Source organism: Cellulosimicrobium sp. EB106-03-01-XG111, from assembly GCF_058792115.1.
Genome location: NZ_JBYTEQ010000003.1, coordinates 39,353 through 60,193, shown reverse-complemented (window position 1 = coordinate 60,193; position 20,841 = coordinate 39,353). Strand labels below are relative to the sequence as shown.

Genomic DNA, 20,841 nt, shown 5'->3' with positions numbered 1-20,841 from the left:
GGCAGGGCCGTCAGGTCAGGTCGGGCGCGGCCCGCACGACGGCGGCCATCGCGGCGGTCGCCGCGGCGTCGGCGTCGGCGTACCGCCAGCCCGGGCTCACGACCCGCGCGTGGTCGTTGAGGGCGGCGAGCACGTCCAGCACCGCGGTGCCCAGGGCCCGCGCGTGCGGCGTGAGGCCGCCGCGGATCTTCAGCTGACCGAGCACGATCGCGATCTGCGCGCGGGCCTCGGCCGCGAGCGCCGCCTCGTCGACGTCGCCGCGACCGAGCCGGTCCACCGCGCCCTGCCGACCGGCCGCCCAGACGTCCTCGGGGACGCCGAGGTCCCACGCGGCGAGGAGGCCGTCGACGAAGGCGGGCAGCGCGTCGTCGCGCCCGTCCGCGGCGTACCACTCCTCGAGGTCGCGCAGCGCGTCGTGCCCGGAGTCGTTGCCGAACGGCGCGAAGTCCTCGCCCTCGTCGTAGAACGGCTCCGGCGCGAGGGACACGAAGGCGGGGTGGCTCGTCGCGGGCGACAGCCCCTGGTCGGGGTCGTCGAGGAACAGCGTCATGGGGGCGACCCTAGACCGGCGCGGGGCGTGCCGTCGCGCGCGCCCGTCGTCGGGGCCGCCGTGCGGACCGACGGTCCCGCGCCGCGGGAATCCCCTCGATGCGCAGGCCGCGCACGTGCCAGGGTGGGCGCATGACCGACGCCACCGACGTGCGCCCCGACGCCCTGGAGCGGGTCGCGTGGCCCGTGCGGACCGCTCGCCTGACGCTGCGCCGCGCCCGGCCGGACGACGCGGACGCGCTGTTCGCCTACCGCAGCCTGCCCGAGGTGGACCGGTGGCTCACGCAGCGGTTCACCGCGGTCGAGGAGTGGCGCGAGCACCACGTCGAGCCGGGGCGGCTCGCGACGACGCTCGTCGTGGAGCACGAGGGCGCCGTGGTCGGGGACCTCTACCTCGCGGTGCGCGACGGCTGGGCGCAGCGCGACGTCGTCGACCGTCCACACGACGACGAGGCCGAGATCGGCTGGGTGCTCGACCCGGCGCACCAGGGGCAGGGCTACGCGACGGAAGCCGTGCGGGCGCTCCTGCGGGTGTGCTTCGAGGACCTGGGGCTGCGGCGCGTCGTGGCGAACGCGTTCCTCGCGAACGAGCCGTCGTGGCGGCTCATGGAGCGCGTGGGGATGCGGCGCGAGGGCGTGGGGGTGCGCGACTCCCTGCACCGGGACCTGGGCTGGGTCGACGGCGTCGTGTACGCGCTGCTGGCCGACGAGGCGCGCGCGGGCGCTTGACCCTGACGCGACGTCAGGGCGCAGGCTGCCCGCATGACCGACACGTTCCCCGCCTTCGACCTCTCCCCCGTCCCCGCCCCGGGGCCCGACGCCGTCGCCCCGGAGCCGTTCCGCGGCATCTACGGCATGCCGCAGCTCGTGACCGTCCCGACGGACGACCTCGCGGCGTCCGTCGAGCTCTGGACGCGCGGGCTCGGGTTCGTCGACCTGTTCTCCGTGCCGGACGGCATGGTGCACCTGCGGCGCTGGGCGTTCCAGGACGTGCTCCTCGTCCCGGGCACCCCGGCGCCCGACCTGCCGGCCCTGACGGTGAGCTTCTCGTGGGTCCTGTCGCAGGTCGACACGATCGTCGCCGCGTGCGAGGCGGTGACGCCCGGCTGCACGACGGGCCCGCGCGAGATGCCGTGGGGGTCCGTCGAGGTCGAGGTCCGCACGCCCGAGAACGCGCGCGTCGTCATGACGGCGGCGCGGCCGTTCGTCGCCGGGAGCGACTCCGCCCGGTTCCTGGAGGGCATCGGGATCGAGGCGCCCGCACCGTGAGCACCGCGGCTCCGCGGCTCCGCCGTGGAGGCTGGGTCACGTGACCACCGACCCGACCCCCGGGCGCCTCGGGAGGCGCGACGAGCGCTCCCGGCGGACGGGCGTGCGAACGCGGCGGCGGGGTGTGAGGCTGTGATCCCCGCCGCCGCACCACCCTCCCAGGAGCCCCGCATGCCCGCCACCCCCGCCCCCACGGCGGGCCCCTCCCTCGCCGCCCCGGGACGCGGCGCGCTCGTCGCGGGCGACGCGGTCCGGGCCGCGGCCGCGCTCAGCGTCGTCGCGGCCGGCGCGGCGCTCGACGGCGTCGGCGTCGCGCTGTTCCTGCTCGTGCTCGGCGGGACGATGGTGCCGCGCGCCCTCGGGGTGACCGGCGTGCTCGACGTCGGCTACGGGGCTGCGCTGCTCGCCTCCGCCTGGGCCGCCCAGCTCGAGTGGTACCGCGCGGTGCCGTGGCTCGACCTGCCGGTGCACGCCGTGTGCACCGGGCTCATCGCGGCGCTCGCGACGGTGACGCTCGTCCGGGTCGGTGCGCTGCCCTCCCCGCACGCCGACGGCCTGCCGTGGCGCACGGGCGTCGTCGTGGTGACCACGGGTCTCGGCGCGGTGCTCGCGATCCTGTGGGAGCTCGGCGAGTGGGCCGGGCACACGTTCCTCGACGACCGGATCGGCGTCGGCTACGGCGACACGGTCACCGACCTCGCGACCGGGCTGCTCGGCTCCGCCGTCGCCGGGGTCCTCCTCGCGCGCGGCACCGCGGTCCGCGAGGTCCGACCGTGACGCCCCGGACCGCCCCGACCGTGTCGGTCGTCGTCCCCGTCCGCGACGACGCCGCCGCCCTCGATCGCTGCCTGGCGCGCATCGCGCAGCAGACCGTCGCGCCGCTCGAGGTCGTGGTCGTCGACAACGCGTCCCGCGACGACTCGGCGCTCGTCGCGCGGCGCTGGGGTGCCGTCGTCGTGCGCGAGGACCGCGTCGGCATCCCCGCCGCCGCCGCGACCGGGTACGACACCGCGCGCGGCGACGTCATCGCGCGGCTCGACGCCGACTCGCTCCCCGACCCGGAGTGGGTGCAGCGCGTCGTGGACCGCATGGCCGCCGACCCGACCCTCGACGCGATGACCGGCACCGGCACGTTCGACGACCTGCCGCGCGGCGCGCGCGCCGCCGTCGCGATCGTCTATCTCGGCGCGTACTACGTGCTGTGCCACCTCGCGCTGGGCCACACCGCGCTCTGGGGTTCGTGCATGGCCCTGCGCCGCTCGGCGTGGACCGCCGTGCGCGACGCCGTCGTGCGCGACGACCCCGAGGTGCACGACGACCTCGACCTGTCGTTCCGCCTCGGTCCGGGCCGACGCACGGTGCTCGACCGGTCGTGGCGCGTCGGGGTGTCGGCGCGCTCGCTGCGCGGGCGACGCCAGCGCCGTCGCCGCATGGACCGCGCGTGGCGCACGCTGCGCCTCAACTGGACGGTCGCGCCACCGTGGGAGCGGTGGCGCGACCGCTGGCGCTGACGCGCACCGGCGCTGCCCGGCCCGCATCCGGACCCGGACCCGGACCCGGACCCGGACCCGGACCCACGCTCAGTCCGCGTTGCCGCGCCAGGTGCGCCGCCGCGTCGCGCCCGGGGCCTCCTCGCGGTCGAGACGCGCGAGCAGCGCCGCGAGCGCCGCGGCGATCGGCTGGCCGGTCGCGTACTCGACGAAGAGCCACTGCCCGGCCGGGTTGATCTCCAGGAACACGTAGTCGCCCTCGGGCGTGCGGCGCAGGTCGACCGCCCCGTACCAGAGGCCGAGCACCTCCATGAGCCGCAGGAGCGCGGTGGCGACGTGCTCGGGAAGGTCGTGCACCGACGTCGGGCAGTGGTGGGTGTCGACGCGGAAGTCGTACGCGTACGCCGACTCCTCGGTGCGCAGCTCGGCCGCGAACAGCTCCGTGCCGACGATCGTCACGCGCACGTCCGACCCCGCGACGGCCTCCTGGAAGATGACCGGCGCGTAGCGCACGCTCTCGATGAGCGCGAGGTCCGCCTCCCGCACGGGGCGGGTCTCGCGCCACGTCGCGGGCGTGCCGCTGAACGGCTTGAAGATCACGCGCCCCGGTTCCCGGTGCAGGAACTCCCGGGCGCGGGCCGGGTCGTTCGTCATGCACGTGCGCGGCACGCGCAGCCCCAGGCGCGCGGCGACCTGGAGCTGCCACATCTTGCGGGACCCGGCCTCGTCGCGGTCCGGGTCGTTGACCCACGTGGCGGGCAGGCACGACCACAGCCCGGACACCGCCGCGGCCACCTCACCGTGGGCGAAGCCGCGGTCCTGGGCGGAGCGCAGGTCGTCGTGCAGCGCGAACGGCTGCGGGCGGCGCCACCACACGGCGCGCAGCGTGGTGGTGTCCACCGCGCTCACGCCCTCGGCGCTCGTGTCGACCCAGTCGGCGCGCCACCCCGCGGCGTCCTGCGTCGAGGTGAGCGCCACGTCGCGGGGCGCGTGCCCCGTGTCGAGGAGCGCGTGGGGCGCGCCGAGCGCGTCCAGGTGGCGGACGACCTCCGTGGTGTGGAGGTCGTCCGCGTGCGACACGATGCCGATCATCGCGGTCTCCCGGTCCGGTCCGTGAGCGAGGTCGCCCGGGTCACTGCCCGGCCTGGAGCTCGGCGAGCGTGGCCTCGACGGCCTCGAGGGTCGCGCGCGCCTCGGCGACGGCCTCGACGAGCGCGCCGACGACGTCGACCGCCCCGCCCGGCCCCTCCTCGTCCACGAGCGACTCCGCGCCCTGGACGAAGGGTCGCGCCCCGGCGAGCGCGCCCGCCTGCACGAGCCGCCCGATCGCGGGGTTGACCACGGGGTCGACGAGGTCGCCGGGGTCGAAGATGCCCTCCTGGAGCGTGTCGCCCGGCCCGGTGCCGACGTCGCCCGCGAGCCCGGTGCCGACGGGGTTGTCCGCGGCGAAGCGGGTGTCGCCCTGGAAGACCGAGTCGAGGGCGCGCGGCGTGCCGCCCTGGTCCCGGAGGAACGAGGTCCCGATCTGGTCGGCGACCGTGTGCGAGTCGGCCTGCCGGATCGTCAGCACGTCGACGGCGCGGGCGGTGTCGGCGCCCAGGAGCGTGCCGACCTGGTCGGCGGCCTTGACGGTCGCGATGACGTCCTGCGCGAGGGACGTGAAGCCGTCGTCGGCGGTCGCGGTGCGCGCCCCGTGGGGCAGGGCCTGGAGCGTCGGCGAGACGGCGCGGATGCCCGCGATCGCCGTGCCGAAGTTCGACCCGGTCCCGGCCGCGTTGCAGCCGCCGTTCGTGTGCACGCCGACGAGCTCGCCCGCGGGCCCGAGGATCCCGGACCCGGAGTTGCCGCCGAGCGTGTCGATGTCGTCGTAGCGGACCTGGTTCGTCGTGACGACCGTCGCCGGGCCGGCCTCGACACGCTTGGGCATCCCGGCGGGGTGCCCGATGATCGCGAGCATGTCGCCCACCGCCGGGTTGGCCGCGGCGACGGCCGTGAACCCGTAGGTGTTCCCCGGGTTGCCGCCCACGCGCACGACGGCCATGTCGAGGCCGCCGAGCCGGTACTCGACGAGCGCGACGATCGGGAAGTTCTGCTCGGTGCGCAGGACACCGGACGGGTCCACCTGGAACAGCACGTTGATATGCATGCTCGTCGCGATCTGCTGCGGCGTGATGACCTGCATCGACCCGTTCTGCCGGGGCAGGACCCAGCCGTCCGCGCTCTGGTCGAACAGGTGGCCGCACGTGAGGACCAGGTCGGGCGCGATGAGGGTGCCGCTCCCCCAGCGCACGCCGTCGACGTTGCCGGGGTTGGTGAAGACGCCGCCGAGGCCCGCGTTCCACTGGACCTGCACGGCCTGCTTCTGGTGGGCGTCCACGTACGCGCGCGTGACGCCGAGCGTGCCGTCGTACTGCTCGACGGGCTGGGAGTCGTCGGTCGCGCCGCAGATGGACTCGAGCATCTCCGCGTACGTGGGCTCGTCGCCCGCGATGGACTCGAGCGTCAGCGGGATGCGTTCGGGCAGCGGCGGGTACAGCGCGTCGACGGTGTCGGGCGTCTGCGGCACCTCGCGCCGGCTCGGCTTCCGCGGTGCCGACTTCTTGCTTCCGGGCATGGGTTCCCCCTCGGTTCGGTCCCCCTGCACCTGGAGGGAGGAGCCCGCGTCCCGGCACGTACAGCCGACACGCCGGACGATCGAATGCGGGAAAGTGTGGCGCACGTCACGTCATGGTGGGACTCTGAGAACCGCCCGTCTCGACGCACCTCAGGGGGAACCGTGCACGCAGCGACCACGACGACGTCCCGGACCGGTGCGGCGAGAGCGGTGGCCTGGCTGTCCACCCTCGCCCTCCTCGTCGTCCTGCTCGTGCTCGGCTCTCCGCCCGCGCACGCGAAGCCGGACCCGGACGGGGTCGGCGCCGGGCCACGGGGCCCTTTCACGGAGATCTCGATCACCGGGTTCGGCGCGGGACAGGCTGTCGCGGGCTTCACCGCGCCCGCCGGGTTCGACCCGCTCGCCGGCTATCCCGCGGACGTACCCGCCGGGTCGACCGCCAACGACGCGGATTTCGCCGGGGCGATCCAGGTCACGGACGCCGTGTCCGGCCAGACGACGTTCACCTACTGCATCGACCTGCTCACCGACACGCGGACCGGGGTCAACTACGAGATCGGCACCTGGGACGAGGCGAACGTGCCCAACCTCGGGTACGTCGGCTACATCCTCCACAACTACTACCCCGTCACCGGTGAGCCCGCGGCCGCCCCCTCGGCGAACGCCCGCGCCGCCGCGGTCCAGGCCGCGATCTGGTTCTTCTCCGACGAGTACGTGCTCTCGACGACCGACCCCGTGCGGCAGTACACCGCGCAGATCGTCGCGGACGCCATCGCGAACGGGCCCTCGCCCGAGCCCACGCCCCCGCTGCTCGAGGTGACGCCCGAGAACCTCGCCGCACCGACGACGGGCGACATCGTCGGGCCCTTCACCGTCGAGGCCGACGGGCCCGCGACGATCCAGTCGTTCGGCGCCGAGGTGTTCACCGACCCCGAGGGCACGAACCTCCTCGCCGACGGGGACACGGTCGAGCCGGGAGCGACCCTCTGGGCGCGCCTCGCCGGGGACACCCCGCCCCACGGCTTCGTGCTCGACAGACAGGTCTCGGTCCTCGAGAGCACGGTCTACCTCTACGACGGCTCGAACGCGGACCGCACCGAGGCGCAGAAGCTCGTCCTCGCGCAGCCGGCCCAGCTGACACAGCGGGCCGGGGCGCTGCTCGAACCGTTCGCCGCGGGCAGCCTCGAGGTCACCAAGGTCGTGACCGGTGACGGCGCCGGGCTGCAGTCCGACGTGGTGCTCGACATCGTGTGCACCGCGCCGGAGGGTGGGGAGACGGTCGAGCGGACGGTCACGATCCCCGCCGGAGCCGCCGCGGGCGAGCACACGGAGGTCGTGAGCGGGCTGCCCGCCGAGTGGACCTGCGTGGTCACCGAGACCGACGACGGTGACAACGGCAGCGTCGTCGTCACGGGGACCGACATCGCCCCCGAGTCCGTCGTCATCAGCAACGGCGACACCGCCACGGTCACCGTGACGAACACGTACGACGTCGCCACGGGCGGCCTGCTCGTGCGCAAGGCCGTCGACGGTCCCGCCGCAGGCGCTCAGGGACCGATCACCCTCGCCCTGACGTGCGACGACCCGGACGGCGCGTTCGACCAGGAGGTCGAGCTCCCGGGCGGGCTGACGGGCGGGGACAACGTGGCCCTCGAGCTCGACGGCATCCCCGCCGGCACGACCTGCACGGTCACCGAGACCGTCGACGGCAGCACCGCGACCACGCTCCTCACCCAGACCGTCGTGACGCCCGAGAGCGTGACGGTCGCGGAGGACGAGACGGCGGAGCTCGTCGTGACGAACACCTACGACCAGGCACCCACCCCGACGCCGACCCCGACGCCCGGACCGACTGCCGGCCCGACGTCCGCCCCCGGGTCCGCGGGGCTCGCCACGACCGGTGCTGACACGGCGTCCGCCCTGGTGCTCGCGCTCCTGCTCGTGCTCGGCGGGCTCGCGACGGTCGCGCTGGTGCGCCGCCGCGCCTGAGCCTGACACCTCCCGGTGCGCGAGCACGGGACCGGCGACCGGATCGCCTCCGATCCGGTCGCCGGTCCCGTCCTCGCCGGTCGACGTCCCGGTCAGCGGGGCGCGGCGACGTCCAGCACCCAGGTCACGCCGAACCGGTCGGTGAGCATGCCGTACGCGGGCGCCCAGTCGGACGACGCGAGCGGCGCGACGACGGTCGAGCCGTCGACGAGCGCGTCCCAGTACCGGCGGACCTCCTCGACGTCGTCGCCGCGCACGGACACGAAGAACGGCGCCTCGCCCGGGCTCCAGGGTCGGTCGGCGGGGACGTCGTAGGCCATGACGCGGAACCCGCTCGGGGCGCTGACCTGGCCCCAGACGACGAGGTCGCCCGCCGCCGGGTCGGCAGCCTGGCCGAGGTCGCCGTACGTCGTGACGACGAGCTCTCCCCCGAACACCGACCGGTAGAGCTCGAGCGCGGCGCGGGCGTCGCCGCGGAAGTTGAGGTGCGGGGTGGTCTGGACGGACATGAGGTCTCCTCGGGAGGCTCGTGACCCGCGACGGTCGCCGCGGGCCGCGCGCCGGGCCGACGACCCGGGCGCACCCCACGACTCTCGCGCTCCATCAGGACGATTCGTGTCCGCATTCTGCGGGAGCATGGAGCCATGACCGAGACGTCGCGCCGCACCCTCCTGCTGCTCGCGCTGCTCCAGTCGCGCCCGGACCGGACCGGACCCGAGCTGGCCGCACGTCTCGGCGTCGACGCCCGCACGGTCCGGCGCGACGTCGACCGCCTGCGCGAGCTCGGCTACCAGGTCGTGGCGACGCGCGGGCGCGTGGGCGGCTACCGCCTCGACGCGGGCGCCGAGCTCCCGCCGCTCCTGTTCGACGACGAGCAGGTCGTCGCCCTGGCCGTCGCGCTGCGGACGGTCACCGCGAGCGGCGTCGGCGACGACCTCGCGGAGGCGTCCGTCCGGGCGCTGACGACGGTCCGGCAGGTGCTGCCCGCCCGGCTGCGGCACCGCGTCGACGCGGTCGACGTCACGACCGTCGCCCCGACACCTGGGCGCCCGGCCGTCCGGGTCGACCTCGACGTCCTGCTCGCCGTGAGCGCGGCGGCGCGCCGCCGGGAGGTGCTGCGCTTCGACTACGCGATCGTGGCGCTCGACGCGCCACCGGAGGCGAACCCCGACGCGAACCCGGACGCGAGCCCCGGCGCGACATCCGGGACGGCGCAGCCCGACGACCCGCGCACCGGCGTCCGGCCGCCGCGCCGCGCCGAGGTGCACCACGTCGTCGTGCACGACGGGCGCTGGTACGCCGTCGCGTGGGACCTCGACCGCGACGACTGGCGCACCTTCCGGCTCGACCGGATGACGCCGCGCACTCCGACCGGACCACGGTTCGTCGCGCGCGAGGTGCCCGGCGGCGACGTCGGCGCGTTCGTCGCGGCGCGCTTCACGGGCGCCGTCGCGGGCCCCGTGCCGCCCGCAGGCAGCACGGCGACAGGCGGCACGACGACAGGCAGCACGACGACAGGCCGCACGACGACAGGCAGCACGGCGACGGGTAGCACGGCGCACCGGGCCTCGGGCACGGCGGCGACGTCCAGCAACCCGGGGGCCCGGGAGACCCCGGCCACGCGGTGGCCGTGCGAGGGCTGGGCCGAGCTCGCCGCCCCGGCGCGCGCGGTCGCGCCGTTCGTCGAGGACGGCACGGTCGAGGCCGCGGGCGCCGAGCGCTGCCGGGTGACGCTCGGGTCGTGGTCGTGGGTGGCGCTCGCGGCCCGGGTCGCGGCCTTCGACGCCGACGTGCTCTCCGCGGGCCCGGGCGAGCTCGTCGCCGCGTGCGACGCCGTCGCCGGGCGCCTCGGCGCGGTCGCCGGGATCTGACGACGGTCAGTCGGGCACCGCGCCGCCCGTGAGGTTGACGATCGTCCCCGTCATCGCCGCGGCGCGGTCGGACGCGAGGAAGGCGGCAGCCTCGGCCACCTCCTGGACCGTCGGGAGGCGTCCCCGCAGCGTCCCCGCAGCCAGGGGGCCGTCGTCGAGCAGCTCCTGGACCGTCTGCCCAGCGGCGGCCGCGGCGGGCGCGAACAGCTCGCGCGTGTACGAGCCGTGCGCGGGCCCGTCGACGACGGCGTGGGGCCGCAGCCCGACGACCCGCACGCCGGCCGGCGCGAGCTCCGCCGCGAGGAGCCGGGTGAGCGCCTCCTTGCCCGCCGCGCTCACGCCGTGCCCGAGGATCCCCGGCACGACGAGCCGCGCGCCCGGCTCGGACAGGGTGAGGAGCACGCCGGGTCGGTCACGCGCGAGGTACGGGGCCACGGCCCGGCTCGTCAGGAACAGGCCGCGCAGGAACCCCTCGACCGGGCGCCAGAACTCTTCGTACGAGAGGTCCGCGAGCGCGGTGCCCTGGTCGTGCGGGACGCTCACCGCGTCGAGCACGACGTCGATCCCGCCCGCGGTCGATGCGACGGCCGCGGCATGGGCCTCGACCGCCCGCTCGTCGAGCACGTCGAGCCGCGCGGTCTCGGCGCGGCCGCCCGCCTCAGCGATGTCGCGCGCGACGACGTCGAGGTGGTCCTGCGTGCGGCCCGCGAGGAAGACGCGCGCCCCTTCCCGCGCGAAGGTCCGGGCCGCGGCCCCGCCGATCGCGCCTCCGCCGCCGTAGACCACGGCGACCCTGTCCTGCAGCAGTCCGGTCATGTCGCCCTCCCGGTGCGTCCCGTCGAACGGGTCTCGGTCGCGCCGGCGCGACCCGCGACCGGCGCTCGTCATGCAACCTCAGAGTTGCACGTTGCCGAGGCCAGTGCAACCCCCTGGTTGCATTTGTTTGACAGGGCGTGCGGACGGCCCCCGCCGTAGCGTGGAGCGACCCGCCCCCGGCAGATCGGACCCGCCATGACCGCACCGGCACGCCACGACGTGCTCGTCCTCGGCGGCGGCAACGCCGGGATCTCGCTCGCCGGGCGCCTGCGCCGCGACGGCTGCCCCGACGTGGCCGTCGTCGACCCGCGGACCACGCACCAGTACCGGCCGCTGCTCTCCTACGTCGCGTCGGGCATGGCGACCCTCGACGACCTCACGCGGCCGCAGGAGGACGTCGTGCCCGACGGCGTGCGCGTCTACCCCGACCGTGTCGTCGGCGTCGACCCGGAGCGCTCGCTCGTGCACCTCGCGGGCGGGCGCGCCCTCGGCTACGGGGACCTCGCGGTGTGCCCGGGGTCGGAGGTCGACTGGGACGCGGTGCCCGGCGCCGAGCAGGCGATGGGCACGCCGTACGCCGCGACGAGCTACCTGCCCGACCTCGCGGCGAAGACGTGGGAGCTCCTGTCGTCGCTCACGTCCGGCACGGTGGTGTTCGCGATCTCGGCGCGGCACGTGCCGTGCTTCCCCGTGGGGCTCAAGCCGCTGTTCGTCGCGGCCGACCACTGGCGCCGTGCCGGCGTCCTCGACGCGATCCGGGTGGAGCTCGCGGTCGAGTCGCCGCGCCTCGTGGACGACCCGCGCGCGGAGCCTGCGCTGCGCGCCGCCGCCCGGCGCTACGGCGTGCGCGTGCGCACCGCGACCTCGCTCGTGTCCGTCGACGCGACCCACCGCGCGGCCCGCCTCCGCGGGCCGCACGGGACCGACGAGGTCTCCTACGACGCGCTCTACGTCGCGCCGCCGCACCGCGCCCCGGCGTGGGTCGCCGCGAGCGGGCTCGCGACCTCGGAGAGCGACGGGTTCGTCGCGGTCGACCCCGAGACCCTCCAGCACGTCGCGCACCCGCGCGTCTGGGGGCTCGGCGACGCCGCGGCGGTCGACGCGATGCCGTCGGGCGGCGCCCTGCGCCGGCAGGTGCCCGTCGTGGCGCGCAACATCCAGGCCCGACGGCGCGGCACCCCGATGCAGCGCTACGACGGCTACTCGGTCGCGCCCGTCACGACGTCGCGCGACCGCCTGCTCCTCGCGGAGTTCGACCGGGACCGCCGGCCCGACCCCGGGTTCGGCGTCGTCGACCTCGCACGCCCGCGCCGCAGCCTGCTGCTGTTCGACCGCTACCTGCAGCCCACGATCTACTGGCGGCGGCTGCTCCAGGGCAAGGTGTCCTGACCCACGGCGCGCCGCAGCACGAAGAAGAACGGGCGGCCCATGCCGCGCGCCTCCATGCAGCCCACGACCGTGTCGTCGTCGACGGCGCGCAGCGCGTCCTCGACGGGGAGCGCGTCGTAGGTCATCGCCGCGGTCACCACGCCCCGGTGCACGACGGCGCGCACCCGAGCCCGCGGACCGCGCGTCCGGGTGAGCGGCAGCAGCGCCCGCACGACCCGGGCGACCGGCGGTCGGCGCAGCGCCGGGGCCGCCCGCAGCACGAGCGGGAGGGGCACGAGCGCGGGGTTGACGTCCACGAGGCCGCGACCCGCGCCGTCGAGCAGGAGGGGGTGCGCGTCGCCGCCGGGCTCGAACTGCTTGCCCGCCCAGCCCAGGGCCTCGAGCGCGCCGTCGAGCACGTGCCCCGTCGGCAGCCCGGAGCCCCACCAGAACCCTGGGAGCGTCTCGCCGTCGACCGGCGCGAGCGTGTCGAAGAACGCGAGCGCAGCGTCCGTCGTCGTGCCGTTCGCGAGGTCGTCGAGCGTGCCGGACGGCGAGCGCCCCGGCCGCACGGTGTCGGGATCGGTCATGCGTCGCTCCTCGGTCGTCCGGGCGGTGCCGTCGTCCCGATCCTCCCGCGCGGCGCGGGACGACGCCCGTCCCGCCGACACCGGCGCTGACACACTGGTGCTCGTGCAGCACAGCGACCACGAGACGTTCCAGGACCCCGCAGCGCAGGCGCTCGCCCGGAGCGTCGCGGCGCTCCGCCGCGCGGCCGAGCACGCGGACCGCTGGTGGTACCTCGCGAGCGGGCGCGAGCTCGACGGACGCGCCTACGCGTGGGCGTGCGTGCCGCTCGCGGGCGAGGTGGTCGCCGTCCGACAGGTCGTGGGGCTGGAGGACGGGTCCTGGCGCCGGTACGCGTACGACGAGGTCGTCGAGGACGACGCGGGGTTCCTCACCGACCAGCCGTTCGACGACGCCGACCTCGCCGGGACGGGCGACGTCCGCCCGCTCGACGCGGCGGAGTTCGCCGCCCTCTGGGCGCGCGCGGGGACCGCCGAGGCCTGAGCCCGCCCCGCACCCGCCGTCAGGACGACGACGCCGGCGCGCCGTCCACGGTCTCGTGCCGCTTCTGGCGCGCGAACCGGGCGGGGAGGTCGGGGCCGTCCCAGACCTGGATCGCGCGCCAGATCGACGCCGCGATGGGCACGGCGAGCACGGCGCCCGTGAGGCCCGCGAGCACGGTGCCCGCGGTGAGGGCGATGAGGATCACGAGCGGGTGCAGGCGCAGCGTGCGGCCCATGACGACGGGCTGGAGCAGGTCGCCCTCGAGCTGGTTCACCGCGATGACGATCGCGACCACGACGAGCGCCTCGACCGGCCCGACGGCGACGAGCGCGACGAGCGCGCACAGGACGCCCGCGAGCGTGGCCCCGACGAGCGGGATGAACGCGAGCAGGAACACGAGCACGGACAGCGGGAGGACGAGCGGCACCCCGACGATCGCGAGGCCGATGCCGATCGCGACGGCGTCGACCGCGGCGACGATCGCCGTCCCGCGCACGTAGCCGCCGAGCGTGCGGACCGTCGTCTCGCCGATGCGCTGCCCGCGCGCGTACCGCGCGCCCTCGAACGGGCGCAGCAGGAACTCCCAGATCGCCGGGCCGTCCTTGAGGAAGAAGAACAGCACGACGATCATCACGAAGAACCCGGCGACGAAGTCGACCGTCTGGGAGGCGCCCGCGAGCGCCCCGGCGCCGACCGCGTCGGACTGGAGCAGGCCGACGAGCGAGTCGCGCACCGACGCGATCTGCTCCTCGGTGATGTCGAACGGCAGGTTCTGCACGTACGTCTGGAGCTCGTCGAAACCCTCGACCGCCTGGTCGCGCAGCTCCGGCCACTGCTTGACGACGGCCGCCGCGACGAGCCACACCACGACGCCGAGCACGACGACGAGCGCGAGCAGCGCGACGACCGTCGCGAGGAAGGACGGCACGCCCTTGCGCCGCAGCAGGCCGACGAGCGGCGAGATCGCCGCGGCGAGCACGAGCGCGATGAGGACCGGGATGACGATGAGGGTCAGGCGCGTGACCGCGAACACCGCGACGGCGACGAGCGCGACCAGGGCGAGCACCTGCACCGAGCGCGTGCCCGCGCGCCCGAGGCCGTCCGACCAGAGCGCGGACGCTCCCGCCGGGCGCGCAGGCGCGGCGGCGTCGTCCCGGTCCGTAGCGGCGTTTGACTCCCCGGCAGGGGCGCGCTCCGCGGGGGGAGCATCCTCCGTGCGCACGTCCGCCCGCTTGCCCGACCGCCGTCTGCCCAGACCCATCCCGCTCCCTCTCTCGCCGCACGTGTGACGGCCAGGGTGCCACGATCGGGCGTCACCCGCCGGGTGCCGCGGCCCGGCAGCCCGTAGGGTGCGAGGCATGGCGTCCCGCATCAGCGAGCTGGTCCTCGACTGCGCCGACCCGGAGCTGCTCGCGCGGTTCTGGTGCGACGTCCTCGGCTACGTCGAGCTCGACCGCGAGGAGGACGGCTCGATCGAGATCGGCCCGCCGGGCGTCGGGTTCGGCGGCCCCCAGCCGACCCTGATCCTCAGCCCGAGCACCGACCCGCGCGCGGGCAAGCTCCCGCTGCACCTCGACGTCAACCCGACCGACCGCGACCAGGGCGCCGAGCTCGAACGACTCCTCGGCCTCGGCGCGCGGCCCGCGGACGTCGGCCAGACGGGCGACGAGCCGTGGCACGTCCTCGCCGATCCCGAGGGGAACGAGTTCTGCCTGCTCCGCCGCCGGCTCGACCCCTGAGCAGTCAGGCGTCCTGCGGGCCGGGCGACCGGACCGCGAGGTCCTGCGTGCCCACGACCCCGAGCAGCCGGATCCTGTCCGCCGCCTGCGTCCCCGGCGCTGCCGTGAGCACGAGGAGCACCTGGAGCTGGTCCTCCGTGACGAGCGCCTGGCAGTCGACCTCGATCTCCCCCACCACCGGGTGCACGAGCGTCTTGTGGTCCACGAACCGGCGCGCGACCTCCTGCCGGTCCCAGAGCGCCACGAACTCCGGGCTCGTGCGCGACAGGACGCGCACCAGCTCGCCCGCGCGCGACGACGCGCCCAGCACCGCGACGGCCGACCGCAGGCTCGCGACGAGCGCGCGACCCTGCCGGTCCCGGTCGTCGGCCGGGTAGATAGCCCGCGCCGTCGTCGGGTGGGCGAACCACCGGTAGATCTCGCTGCGGTCCCACCCTGTGTACGCGGACGCGTCGCCGTAGAGCGCGCGCGCCAGGTCGTTCTGCGCGAGCGTCTGCGCGAGCGGGTCGAGGATCAGGGCCGGGGTGTCGCCCAGGCGGTCGAGCACGCGCTGCAACGCCGGGGCCACGTGCCCGGGATCGGTCGCCCGGTCGGGGACCCCGTGCCCGGCGACCCGGTAGAGGTAGTCGCGCTCGTCGTCGGACAGGCGCAGCGCCCGCGCGATCGACGCGAGCATCTGGGTGCTCGGCTGCGGCCCGCGCTGCTGCTCCAGGCGCGTGTAGTAGTCCGTCGACATCAGCGCGAGCTGCGCCACCTCCTCGCGGCGCAGGCCCGGTGCCCGACGGCGCAGCCCGGCCGGGAGGCCCACGTCGCCCGGCTGCAGGGTCTCCCGGCGACGGCGGAGGAAGTCGGCGAGCGCGGCGCGGTCCATGCGCCCATCGTCCGGGGTGCGCGCCGCCCGTGCCAGGGATCGCCGGTCCCCCGTCCACCGAACTCTGCCGCGGCGCGCGCCGGGCGCCCAGGATCGAGGCATGGACATCACGAACAGCACCGTCTTCATCCCGGGCGCGACGAGCGGCATCGGGCTCGCGCTCGCCGTCGCGCTGCACGAGCAGGGCAGCACCGTCGTCGTCGGCGGGCGCCGCGCCGAGCTCCTGGAGCGGATCGCCGCCGAGCACCCCGGCCTCGACACCGTGCGCATCGACACGACCGACCCCGAGAGCATCGCCACCGCGGCGAAGGAGGTGCTCGACCGTCACCCCGACCTCGACACCCTCGTCACCATGGCCGGCATCATGCGCACCGAGGACTGGCACCACCCCGGGGGCTTCCTCGACACCGCCGAGGAGACGATCACGACCAACGTGCTCGGGCCGATCCGGCTCGTCGGCGCGTTCGTCGAGCACCTGCAGACCCGGCCGCGCGCGACGATCGTCACCGTGTCGTCCGGGCTGGCGTTCGCGCCGCTCGCGGCCACGCCGACGTACGACGCGTCGAAGGCCGCGATCCACATGCTCAGCGAGGCGCTGCGGCTCCAGCTCGCCGACACGAGCGTCGACGTCGTCGAGCTCGTCCCGCCGTCGGTGGCGACGGATCTCATGCCGGGTCAGCGCGAGAGCGCGATCGCCATGCCGCTCGACGAGTTCGTCACCGAGGTCGTCGACCTGCTGCGCACGCAGCCCGCGGCGCACGAGATCCTCGTCGAGCGCGTGAAGCTCCTCCGGTTCGGCGAGGCGCGCGGCGACTACGAGGACGTCGTGCGGACCCTCAACGCGTCCGACCCGCACGGTCGCTGAGCCGACCGGGCCGCCGGCCCGCCCGACGACGACCCGCGGGTCGCGCACGCAGGCCCGGCGGCAGCGTGGTCAGGCTGGTTCCGGCGCCGGTGCGAGGGTCGCGGCCAGGACCTGCCACGCGCCGTCCGCACGCACCCACAGGCGCGTGTAGACCAGCCGTGCGGACAGCGCGGTCTCGTCCTGGACCGCGTCCACGGCGGCGACCAGCCGGGTCGTCCCGCTCGGGCCGTCCTCCTGGACGACGAGCGACTCCTCCTCCAGCCGGGTGATCCGCAGCGCACCCGAGCGGTGGCTCGCGAGGTCGTCCTCCTTGGAGAAGACCGACCCGTCCGGTCCCGCCCCGACGCACCGCGGGTGCAGCAGGGCGTCGAGCGCGGCGACGTCGCCCGCACGCTGGGCGGCCTGGAGAGCGTGCTCGGCAGCAAGGAGGCTCATCGCGCGAGTCTATGCGCGCGGTCTCCCGGGCGGACGGCGGACGCGGCGCCGGCGACCGTCCGGAGCCGGCGACCGGTCAGAACAGCGGCCACGGGACGGCGGGCATGTCGCCCTCCGGCCCGGGGAACCGTGCCGTGCGCAGCAGCCGGTCGCAGCGCTCCGCGAGGGCGGTCACCTCGTCGGGCGCGAGGAGCCCGCGCAGAGCGCGGCCGAGGCCGCCGTCGGTGCCGAGTCCCGCGCGCACGCGCTCGACGCCCGCGAGCTCGTCGTCGGCGAGCGGCTCGCCGAGCCAGCCCCACAGCACCGTGCGGAGCTTGGGCTCGACGTGGAACGTCACGCCGTGGTCGACGCCGAGGCGCCGCCCGTCGGCCAGCGGCAGCACGTGCCCGCCCTTGCGGTCGGCGTTGTTCACGACGGCGTCGAGCACGGCCATGCGCCGCAGCGCCGGCGAGTCCTCGTGCACGACGCTGACCGGGCGGTCCTCCTCGTCGACGCCCTCCAGCACGGTCCGCACGCCCTCGCGCGGGACCTCGTCCGTCGGCACGACGTCGACGGGCGACTGCGTCGCGTCGACGTCCTGCCAGAGCTGCACCATGCCCGGACCGAGCGGCCCGTCGCGCAGCCACGTGCGCGGCACGACCCCCCAGCCGAACGCCTCCGACACGAGGTACGCGGCGACCTCGCGACCCGCGAGCGTGCCGTCCGGGAAGTCCCACAGCGGCTTCTCCCCCGCCACCGGCTTGTACACGACCGAGAGGTCGCCCAGCCGGGCGAGGAACGTCGCGTTCGACGCGGCGCGGATGCGCCCGACGACGGCGAGCGGTGCCTCGGTCAGGGCGGCGTCGGGCGGGGTGCCGGCAGGGTCGAGACCGGACGGCGCGACGGCGTCGTCGTGCGGGGTCGTCACGCCTCGTCGGGCAGCGCGCACTCGTGCCCGTCGGGGTCGACCGGCCGGCCGCACAGCGGGCACAGGGGGCGCCCCGCGCTCACGACGGCGCGGGTGCGCTGCGCGAACGCGCGCGCCGTCCCCACGGGCATCTTGACGAGGAGCGACTCCGCGGGCTCCGGCTCGTCCGCCTCGGGGTCGAGGTCGTCGTCGTCCACGAGCGGGAACGCCTCGACGATGACCTGCGCCGTGCGAGGGTCCCACGCGAGGCGCATCGCGCCCGTGCGGAACTCCTCCTCGACCGGGAGGTCCAGGGGGTCGTCGTCGACGAGCTCGGCCGGGACGTCGGCGGGGACGCTGTACCGGTTGTCGGGCTCCTCCATGAGCTCGTCCAGCAGGCGCTGGATCGTGTCCGCCAGGACGGCGGACTGCTCCTTCTCGAGCGCGACGCTCGTCGTCCGGGTGCCTTCGCGCGCCTGCAGGTAGAACGTGCGGGAGCCGGGCGACCCGACGGTCCCCACGACGACGCGGTCCGGCCAGTCGTACTCGTGGACGAGAGTGGGCATGCCCTCACTCTACGAGCGCACGGCCCGTCCGCACGGGACGGCCACGGGTCGGACGCCGGACGCTCCGGCTACCGCGCGGCGTCGGCCTGGCCGGGCCCGGCCCCACCGCCGACGGGCGCGTCCCCCACGGGCGCGGCGCTGCGCAGCCAGGAGAGGTCGCCCGCGTCGGTGTTCACCGCCACGACCTCCGGGCGGCGCGGCCCGTACCGGACGACGGAGATCGACGCCGGGCCGACGACGATGCGCTGGAAGAGGTCCAGGTGCACCCCCAGCGCGTCGGCGAGCACGGACTTGATGACGTCGCCGTGCGAGACCGCCACCCACACCGCGTCCGCGCCGTGGCGGGCGGCGACCTCCGCGTCGTGCCGCCGGACCGCCTCGACGCCCCGGGCCTGCATCGCCGCCAGCGACTCGCCGCCCGGGAAGACGGCCGCCGACGGCTGCGTCTGCACGACCGACCACAGCGGCTCCTGGGCGAGGTCCTTGAGCGCACGACCCTGCCACTGCCCGTAGTCACACTCGGTGATCCCGTGCTCGGTCACGGAGTCCGGCGCACCCGCCTGGTGGTCGAGCAGGGCGCTCGCGGTCTGCCGGCACCGCTCCAGCGGGCTGGTGACGACGCGCGCCAGCGGCACTCCCGCGACGCGCTCGGCCGCCCGGGCCGCCTGGTCACGCCCGACGGCGTCGAGCGCGACGCCGTCCGCCCGCCCGGCGAGGATGCCGCTCGCGTTCGCGGTGGTGCGGCCATGACGGACGAGCAGGACGGTCGGCATGCCCCGAGCGTAGGTGACCGCCGGCTCTCAGCTCGCCGCGGCGGCGTCCGAGGAGGCCGTGTCCTGGGTCGGGATGACCCGCGGGACGAGCCGGTCGGGCAGGGGCGCCAGGCCCGGTCCGCCCGCGCGGATCCAGCAGTGCAGGGCGTCGGTGAGCTCGTCGCCCGCGAGCTGCTCGAACCAGGTGGGGCCGGCGGCACGGGCGGCGGGCACCGGCCTGACCACCACGACGTCCCCGCGCTCGCACTCGTCGAGGCAGTCCACGACGGTCAGGCGCGCGTCCCCGGTCTCGGCGATCCGGCGCAGCCGGTCGAGCTGCCCACCCGGACGGGTGTCGGTCGCGGCCAGCGTCTCCCCCGCGCACAGCCCGCACGCCGTGATGCCGGGCACCGTGCGCGCCGGGCGGGGACGACGTCCCCGCTCGTCGGTCGGGATCGTCGCCGTCACGCGTCGATGCCCTGGTGGCGGGCCTGGTGCCGCACCTGGTGGCGGACCGCCGTCGGTCCGTGCTCGCCGCGATATCCCCGGGACGCCATGCCTGTCCTTCTTCCTGTCGTGCCGACGGGACCGGCGCCCGCGAGCGATACCCCGCAAGGGTATATCGGTCGAGGGAGGGCCCCACCCGCCGGGCGGGGCCCTCCTTCGGTCAGCCCACCCGGATGAAGGTGGGGTTGGACTGCCAGATCTCCCCGTACCGGACGGTCTTGCCCGGCGAGGGTGCCTCGATCTGCTGGTTGTCCCCGACGTAGATCCCGATGTGCCCCGGGCTCCAGATCAGATCACCGGGCTGCGCCTGGTCTCGGGAGATCACCGTCCCCGCGTACCGCTGCTGCGACGAGGTCCGGGGCAGGTCGATGCCGACCTGGGCGTAGACGTAGGACGTGAAGCCGGAGCAGTCGAACCCGTCCGGCGTCGTACCGCCCCAGAGGTACGGCACGCCGAGGTAGCGGGCCGCGATGCTGACCACGGCCGAGCCCGACGCCGACGCCGGGACCGCGACGGGAGCGGGCGCCTCCTCGGTGCCCTCCTCCGCCGACGTGCTCGTCCGTTCCCCGCTCCGGGCCGGACGCTCCTGACGGTCCGCCTCCGGCTCCGGCTCCGGCTCGGGTTCCGGCTCGGGGGCGGGGGTGACGGTGACCGGTGCCTGCTCGATCGCGAACGACGCGTCGGCCGAGACGGTGACCGCCGGTGCGGCGCTGAGCGCCTGGCGGGCCTGCTCGGTCAGCGCGCTGAGATCGACCCCGGACACCGCCTGGGGCTCCGCGCTCGGCGCGGCGCTGGCCGGCGCCGCGAACCCCGAGACCAGCAGCCCCGACCCGGCAGCCAGGAGGACACCCTTGCGGGCAGCGCCGGCAGTCCCCTCTTGAGCCGTACGGGCTATCGAGGTCAGCGGCGTGATCGGTCGACGGGACGTACGGTGACGTCCCGGGTTTCTTGCGTTCATGATGGTCTCCTTCGTGCCTACGGGGTGAGCTGTCGGGTTCGGGTCGGAGAGTGACCCGGCCGGACCGGTGGCTGCGGCCCGGCTTCACCCCCAGAGCACCGCGGTGCTCGCCTGAGTGGTTCCCCCGCCCCTGTCGTGGTCGTCGATGGTGTGCTCCCGGAGCTGACAGGGCTCGGCACCCTCCGGGATCCCTCGCGGACGGTTCCGCGAGGAGCATGGGGTTGC

At 75.6% G+C, this 20,841-nt stretch carries 24 protein-coding genes and 1 riboswitch; of the genes, 10 read left to right on the top strand and 14 right to left on the bottom strand.

The window, feature by feature from the left end:
• Window positions 1–10 precede the first annotated feature (10 nt).
• Entirely contained in the window at window positions 11–550 is a 540-nt protein-coding gene (locus tag AC3WT4_RS04275; RefSeq protein ID WP_074806536.1) for a hypothetical protein, read from the bottom strand.
• Window positions 551–681: 131 nt separating this feature from the next.
• Here AC3WT4_RS04275 and AC3WT4_RS04270 point away from each other — a divergent pair, with 131 nt between their 5' ends.
• The 4 genes from AC3WT4_RS04270 to AC3WT4_RS04255 all read left to right on the top strand — a co-directional run bounded on the left by AC3WT4_RS04270 (window position 682) and on the right by AC3WT4_RS04255 (window position 3,329).
• On the top strand, window positions 682–1,278 hold the full coding sequence (locus AC3WT4_RS04270; RefSeq protein WP_492314804.1) for a GNAT family N-acetyltransferase: 597 nt from the start codon (window positions 682–684) through the stop codon (window positions 1,276–1,278).
• Between the two features lie 33 nt (window positions 1,279–1,311).
• Entirely contained in the window at window positions 1,312–1,818 is a 507-nt protein-coding gene (locus tag AC3WT4_RS04265; protein WP_492314803.1) for a VOC family protein, read from the top strand.
• A gap of 171 nt (window positions 1,819–1,989) precedes the next feature.
• Window positions 1,990–2,595: a DUF2238 domain-containing protein gene (locus AC3WT4_RS04260; protein WP_492314802.1), complete on the top strand. Its 606-nt coding sequence runs from the start codon at window positions 1,990–1,992 to the stop codon at window positions 2,593–2,595.
• Entirely contained in the window at window positions 2,592–3,329 is a 738-nt protein-coding gene (locus AC3WT4_RS04255) for a glycosyltransferase family 2 protein (protein WP_492314801.1), read from the top strand. Before AC3WT4_RS04260 ends, AC3WT4_RS04255 begins: the two co-directional genes overlap by 4 nt.
• Window positions 3,330–3,398: 69 nt before the next feature.
• Here the strand turns inward: AC3WT4_RS04255 and AC3WT4_RS04250 are convergent, their stop codons facing one another.
• Both AC3WT4_RS04250 and AC3WT4_RS04245 read right to left on the bottom strand, forming a co-directional pair.
• The gene (locus tag AC3WT4_RS04250; protein ID WP_257418899.1) at window positions 3,399–4,400 is read right to left on the bottom strand and encodes an MvdC/MvdD family ATP grasp protein; all 1,002 of its coding nucleotides are present in this window, start codon (window positions 4,398–4,400) and stop codon (window positions 3,399–3,401) included.
• Between the two features lie 40 nt (window positions 4,401–4,440).
• Window positions 4,441–5,922 (bottom strand): trypsin-like serine peptidase, encoded by a 1,482-nt coding sequence (locus tag AC3WT4_RS04245; RefSeq protein ID WP_492314800.1) that lies wholly within the window; start codon window positions 5,920–5,922, stop codon window positions 4,441–4,443.
• 162 nt (window positions 5,923–6,084) lie between these two features.
• Between AC3WT4_RS04245 and AC3WT4_RS04240 the strand changes: the two genes are divergently transcribed.
• On the top strand, window positions 6,085–7,911 hold the full coding sequence (locus AC3WT4_RS04240) for a DUF5979 domain-containing protein (RefSeq protein WP_492314799.1): 1,827 nt from the start codon (window positions 6,085–6,087) through the stop codon (window positions 7,909–7,911).
• Between the two features lie 92 nt (window positions 7,912–8,003).
• Here the strand turns inward: AC3WT4_RS04240 and AC3WT4_RS04235 are convergent, their stop codons facing one another.
• Complete coding sequence (locus AC3WT4_RS04235; RefSeq protein WP_257418902.1) at window positions 8,004–8,420, bottom strand: VOC family protein; 417 nt, start codon at window positions 8,418–8,420, stop codon at window positions 8,004–8,006.
• A gap of 135 nt (window positions 8,421–8,555) precedes the next feature.
• Here AC3WT4_RS04235 and AC3WT4_RS04230 point away from each other — a divergent pair, with 135 nt between their 5' ends.
• The gene (locus tag AC3WT4_RS04230) at window positions 8,556–9,782 is read left to right on the top strand and encodes a helix-turn-helix transcriptional regulator (protein WP_492314798.1); all 1,227 of its coding nucleotides are present in this window, start codon (window positions 8,556–8,558) and stop codon (window positions 9,780–9,782) included.
• Window positions 9,783–9,788: 6 nt separating this feature from the next.
• Here the strand turns inward: AC3WT4_RS04230 and AC3WT4_RS04225 are convergent, their stop codons facing one another.
• The gene (locus tag AC3WT4_RS04225; protein ID WP_492314797.1) at window positions 9,789–10,598 is read right to left on the bottom strand and encodes an SDR family NAD(P)-dependent oxidoreductase; all 810 of its coding nucleotides are present in this window, start codon (window positions 10,596–10,598) and stop codon (window positions 9,789–9,791) included.
• 195 nt (window positions 10,599–10,793) lie between these two features.
• Here AC3WT4_RS04225 and AC3WT4_RS04220 point away from each other — a divergent pair, with 195 nt between their 5' ends.
• A complete protein-coding gene (locus AC3WT4_RS04220; RefSeq protein WP_492314796.1) occupies window positions 10,794–11,987 on the top strand; it encodes an NAD(P)/FAD-dependent oxidoreductase in 1,194 nt (397 codons plus the stop codon).
• On the opposite strand, the gene AC3WT4_RS04215 is transcribed toward AC3WT4_RS04220, so the two are convergent.
• Window positions 11,951–12,556 (bottom strand): DUF4334 domain-containing protein, encoded by a 606-nt coding sequence (locus tag AC3WT4_RS04215; protein WP_108049745.1) that lies wholly within the window; start codon window positions 12,554–12,556, stop codon window positions 11,951–11,953. The genes AC3WT4_RS04220 and AC3WT4_RS04215 overlap by 37 nt on opposite strands.
• A 103-nt stretch (window positions 12,557–12,659) precedes the next feature.
• On the opposite strand from AC3WT4_RS04215, the gene AC3WT4_RS04210 reads away from it, so the two are divergent.
• A complete protein-coding gene (locus AC3WT4_RS04210; protein ID WP_146177714.1) occupies window positions 12,660–13,037 on the top strand; it encodes a hypothetical protein in 378 nt (125 codons plus the stop codon).
• Between the two features lie 19 nt (window positions 13,038–13,056).
• Here AC3WT4_RS04210 and AC3WT4_RS04205 read toward each other — a convergent pair whose 3' ends face one another.
• On the bottom strand, window positions 13,057–14,298 hold the full coding sequence (locus AC3WT4_RS04205; protein WP_492314795.1) for an AI-2E family transporter: 1,242 nt from the start codon (window positions 14,296–14,298) through the stop codon (window positions 13,057–13,059).
• A gap of 97 nt (window positions 14,299–14,395) precedes the next feature.
• Between AC3WT4_RS04205 and AC3WT4_RS04200 the strand changes: the two genes are divergently transcribed.
• Window positions 14,396–14,776 carry a VOC family protein gene (locus AC3WT4_RS04200; protein ID WP_492314794.1) on the top strand — a complete coding sequence of 127 codons (381 nt, stop codon included), beginning with the start codon at window positions 14,396–14,398 and terminating at the stop codon, window positions 14,774–14,776.
• Window positions 14,777–14,780: 4 nt separating this feature from the next.
• On the opposite strand, the gene AC3WT4_RS04195 is transcribed toward AC3WT4_RS04200, so the two are convergent.
• Window positions 14,781–15,647 (bottom strand): helix-turn-helix transcriptional regulator, encoded by an 867-nt coding sequence (locus AC3WT4_RS04195; RefSeq protein WP_492314793.1) that lies wholly within the window; start codon window positions 15,645–15,647, stop codon window positions 14,781–14,783.
• Between the two features lie 100 nt (window positions 15,648–15,747).
• Here AC3WT4_RS04195 and AC3WT4_RS04190 point away from each other — a divergent pair, with 100 nt between their 5' ends.
• Window positions 15,748–16,512 (top strand): SDR family oxidoreductase, encoded by a 765-nt coding sequence (locus AC3WT4_RS04190; protein ID WP_492314792.1) that lies wholly within the window; start codon window positions 15,748–15,750, stop codon window positions 16,510–16,512.
• Between the two features lie 69 nt (window positions 16,513–16,581).
• On the opposite strand, the gene AC3WT4_RS04185 is transcribed toward AC3WT4_RS04190, so the two are convergent.
• The 6 genes from AC3WT4_RS04185 to AC3WT4_RS04160 form a co-directional block, all read right to left on the bottom strand.
• Window positions 16,582–16,947, bottom strand: coding sequence for a nuclear transport factor 2 family protein (locus AC3WT4_RS04185; RefSeq protein ID WP_257417978.1), 366 nt, complete (start codon window positions 16,945–16,947; stop codon window positions 16,582–16,584).
• 76 nt (window positions 16,948–17,023) lie between these two features.
• Window positions 17,024–17,782, bottom strand: coding sequence for an SCO1664 family protein (locus tag AC3WT4_RS04180; RefSeq protein ID WP_492314918.1), 759 nt, complete (start codon window positions 17,780–17,782; stop codon window positions 17,024–17,026).
• Between the two features lie 68 nt (window positions 17,783–17,850).
• The gene (locus AC3WT4_RS04175) at window positions 17,851–18,399 is read right to left on the bottom strand and encodes a DUF3090 domain-containing protein (protein WP_074806582.1); all 549 of its coding nucleotides are present in this window, start codon (window positions 18,397–18,399) and stop codon (window positions 17,851–17,853) included.
• A gap of 68 nt (window positions 18,400–18,467) precedes the next feature.
• Window positions 18,468–19,172, bottom strand: a complete 705-nt coding sequence (locus AC3WT4_RS04170) for a histidine phosphatase family protein (RefSeq protein ID WP_492314791.1) — start codon at window positions 19,170–19,172, stop codon at window positions 18,468–18,470.
• Window positions 19,173–19,199: 27 nt separating this feature from the next.
• Window positions 19,200–19,619 (bottom strand): hypothetical protein, encoded by a 420-nt coding sequence (locus AC3WT4_RS04165; RefSeq protein ID WP_492314790.1) that lies wholly within the window; start codon window positions 19,617–19,619, stop codon window positions 19,200–19,202.
• Between the two features lie 199 nt (window positions 19,620–19,818).
• Window positions 19,819–20,421, bottom strand: coding sequence for a C40 family peptidase (locus AC3WT4_RS04160; RefSeq protein WP_492314789.1), 603 nt, complete (start codon window positions 20,419–20,421; stop codon window positions 19,819–19,821).
• Between the two features lie 194 nt (window positions 20,422–20,615).
• Window positions 20,616–20,771: riboswitch (cyclic di-AMP (ydaO/yuaA leader) on the bottom strand.
• Window positions 20,772–20,841: the final 70 nt, after the last annotated feature.

Coding starts and splice junctions, on each gene's coding strand:
- AC3WT4_RS04200 (WP_492314794.1), top strand. CDS start 14,396: ATGGCGTCCCGCATCAGCGAGCTGGTCCTCGACTGCGCCGACCCGGAG.
- AC3WT4_RS04190 (WP_492314792.1), top strand. CDS start 15,748: ATGGACATCACGAACAGCACCGTCTTCATCCCGGGCGCGACGAGCGGC.
- AC3WT4_RS04250 (WP_257418899.1), bottom strand. CDS start 4,400: ATGATCGGCATCGTGTCGCACGCGGACGACCTCCACACCACGGAGGTC.
- AC3WT4_RS04270 (WP_492314804.1), top strand. CDS start 682: ATGACCGACGCCACCGACGTGCGCCCCGACGCCCTGGAGCGGGTCGCG.
- AC3WT4_RS04215 (WP_108049745.1), bottom strand. CDS start 12,556: ATGACCGATCCCGACACCGTGCGGCCGGGGCGCTCGCCGTCCGGCACG.
- AC3WT4_RS04220 (WP_492314796.1), top strand. CDS start 10,794: ATGACCGCACCGGCACGCCACGACGTGCTCGTCCTCGGCGGCGGCAAC.
- AC3WT4_RS04225 (WP_492314797.1), bottom strand. CDS start 10,598: ATGACCGGACTGCTGCAGGACAGGGTCGCCGTGGTCTACGGCGGCGGA.
- AC3WT4_RS04275 (WP_074806536.1), bottom strand. CDS start 550: ATGACGCTGTTCCTCGACGACCCCGACCAGGGGCTGTCGCCCGCGACG.
- AC3WT4_RS04235 (WP_257418902.1), bottom strand. CDS start 8,420: ATGTCCGTCCAGACCACCCCGCACCTCAACTTCCGCGGCGACGCCCGC.
- AC3WT4_RS04170 (WP_492314791.1), bottom strand. CDS start 19,172: ATGCCGACCGTCCTGCTCGTCCGTCATGGCCGCACCACCGCGAACGCG.
- AC3WT4_RS04245 (WP_492314800.1), bottom strand. CDS start 5,922: ATGCCCGGAAGCAAGAAGTCGGCACCGCGGAAGCCGAGCCGGCGCGAG.
- AC3WT4_RS04195 (WP_492314793.1), bottom strand. CDS start 15,647: ATGGACCGCGCCGCGCTCGCCGACTTCCTCCGCCGTCGCCGGGAGACC.
- AC3WT4_RS04265 (WP_492314803.1), top strand. CDS start 1,312: ATGACCGACACGTTCCCCGCCTTCGACCTCTCCCCCGTCCCCGCCCCG.
- AC3WT4_RS04230 (WP_492314798.1), top strand. CDS start 8,556: ATGACCGAGACGTCGCGCCGCACCCTCCTGCTGCTCGCGCTGCTCCAG.
- AC3WT4_RS04260 (WP_492314802.1), top strand. CDS start 1,990: ATGCCCGCCACCCCCGCCCCCACGGCGGGCCCCTCCCTCGCCGCCCCG.
- AC3WT4_RS04175 (WP_074806582.1), bottom strand. CDS start 18,399: ATGCCCACTCTCGTCCACGAGTACGACTGGCCGGACCGCGTCGTCGTG.
- AC3WT4_RS04205 (WP_492314795.1), bottom strand. CDS start 14,298: ATGGGTCTGGGCAGACGGCGGTCGGGCAAGCGGGCGGACGTGCGCACG.
- AC3WT4_RS04185 (WP_257417978.1), bottom strand. CDS start 16,947: ATGAGCCTCCTTGCTGCCGAGCACGCTCTCCAGGCCGCCCAGCGTGCG.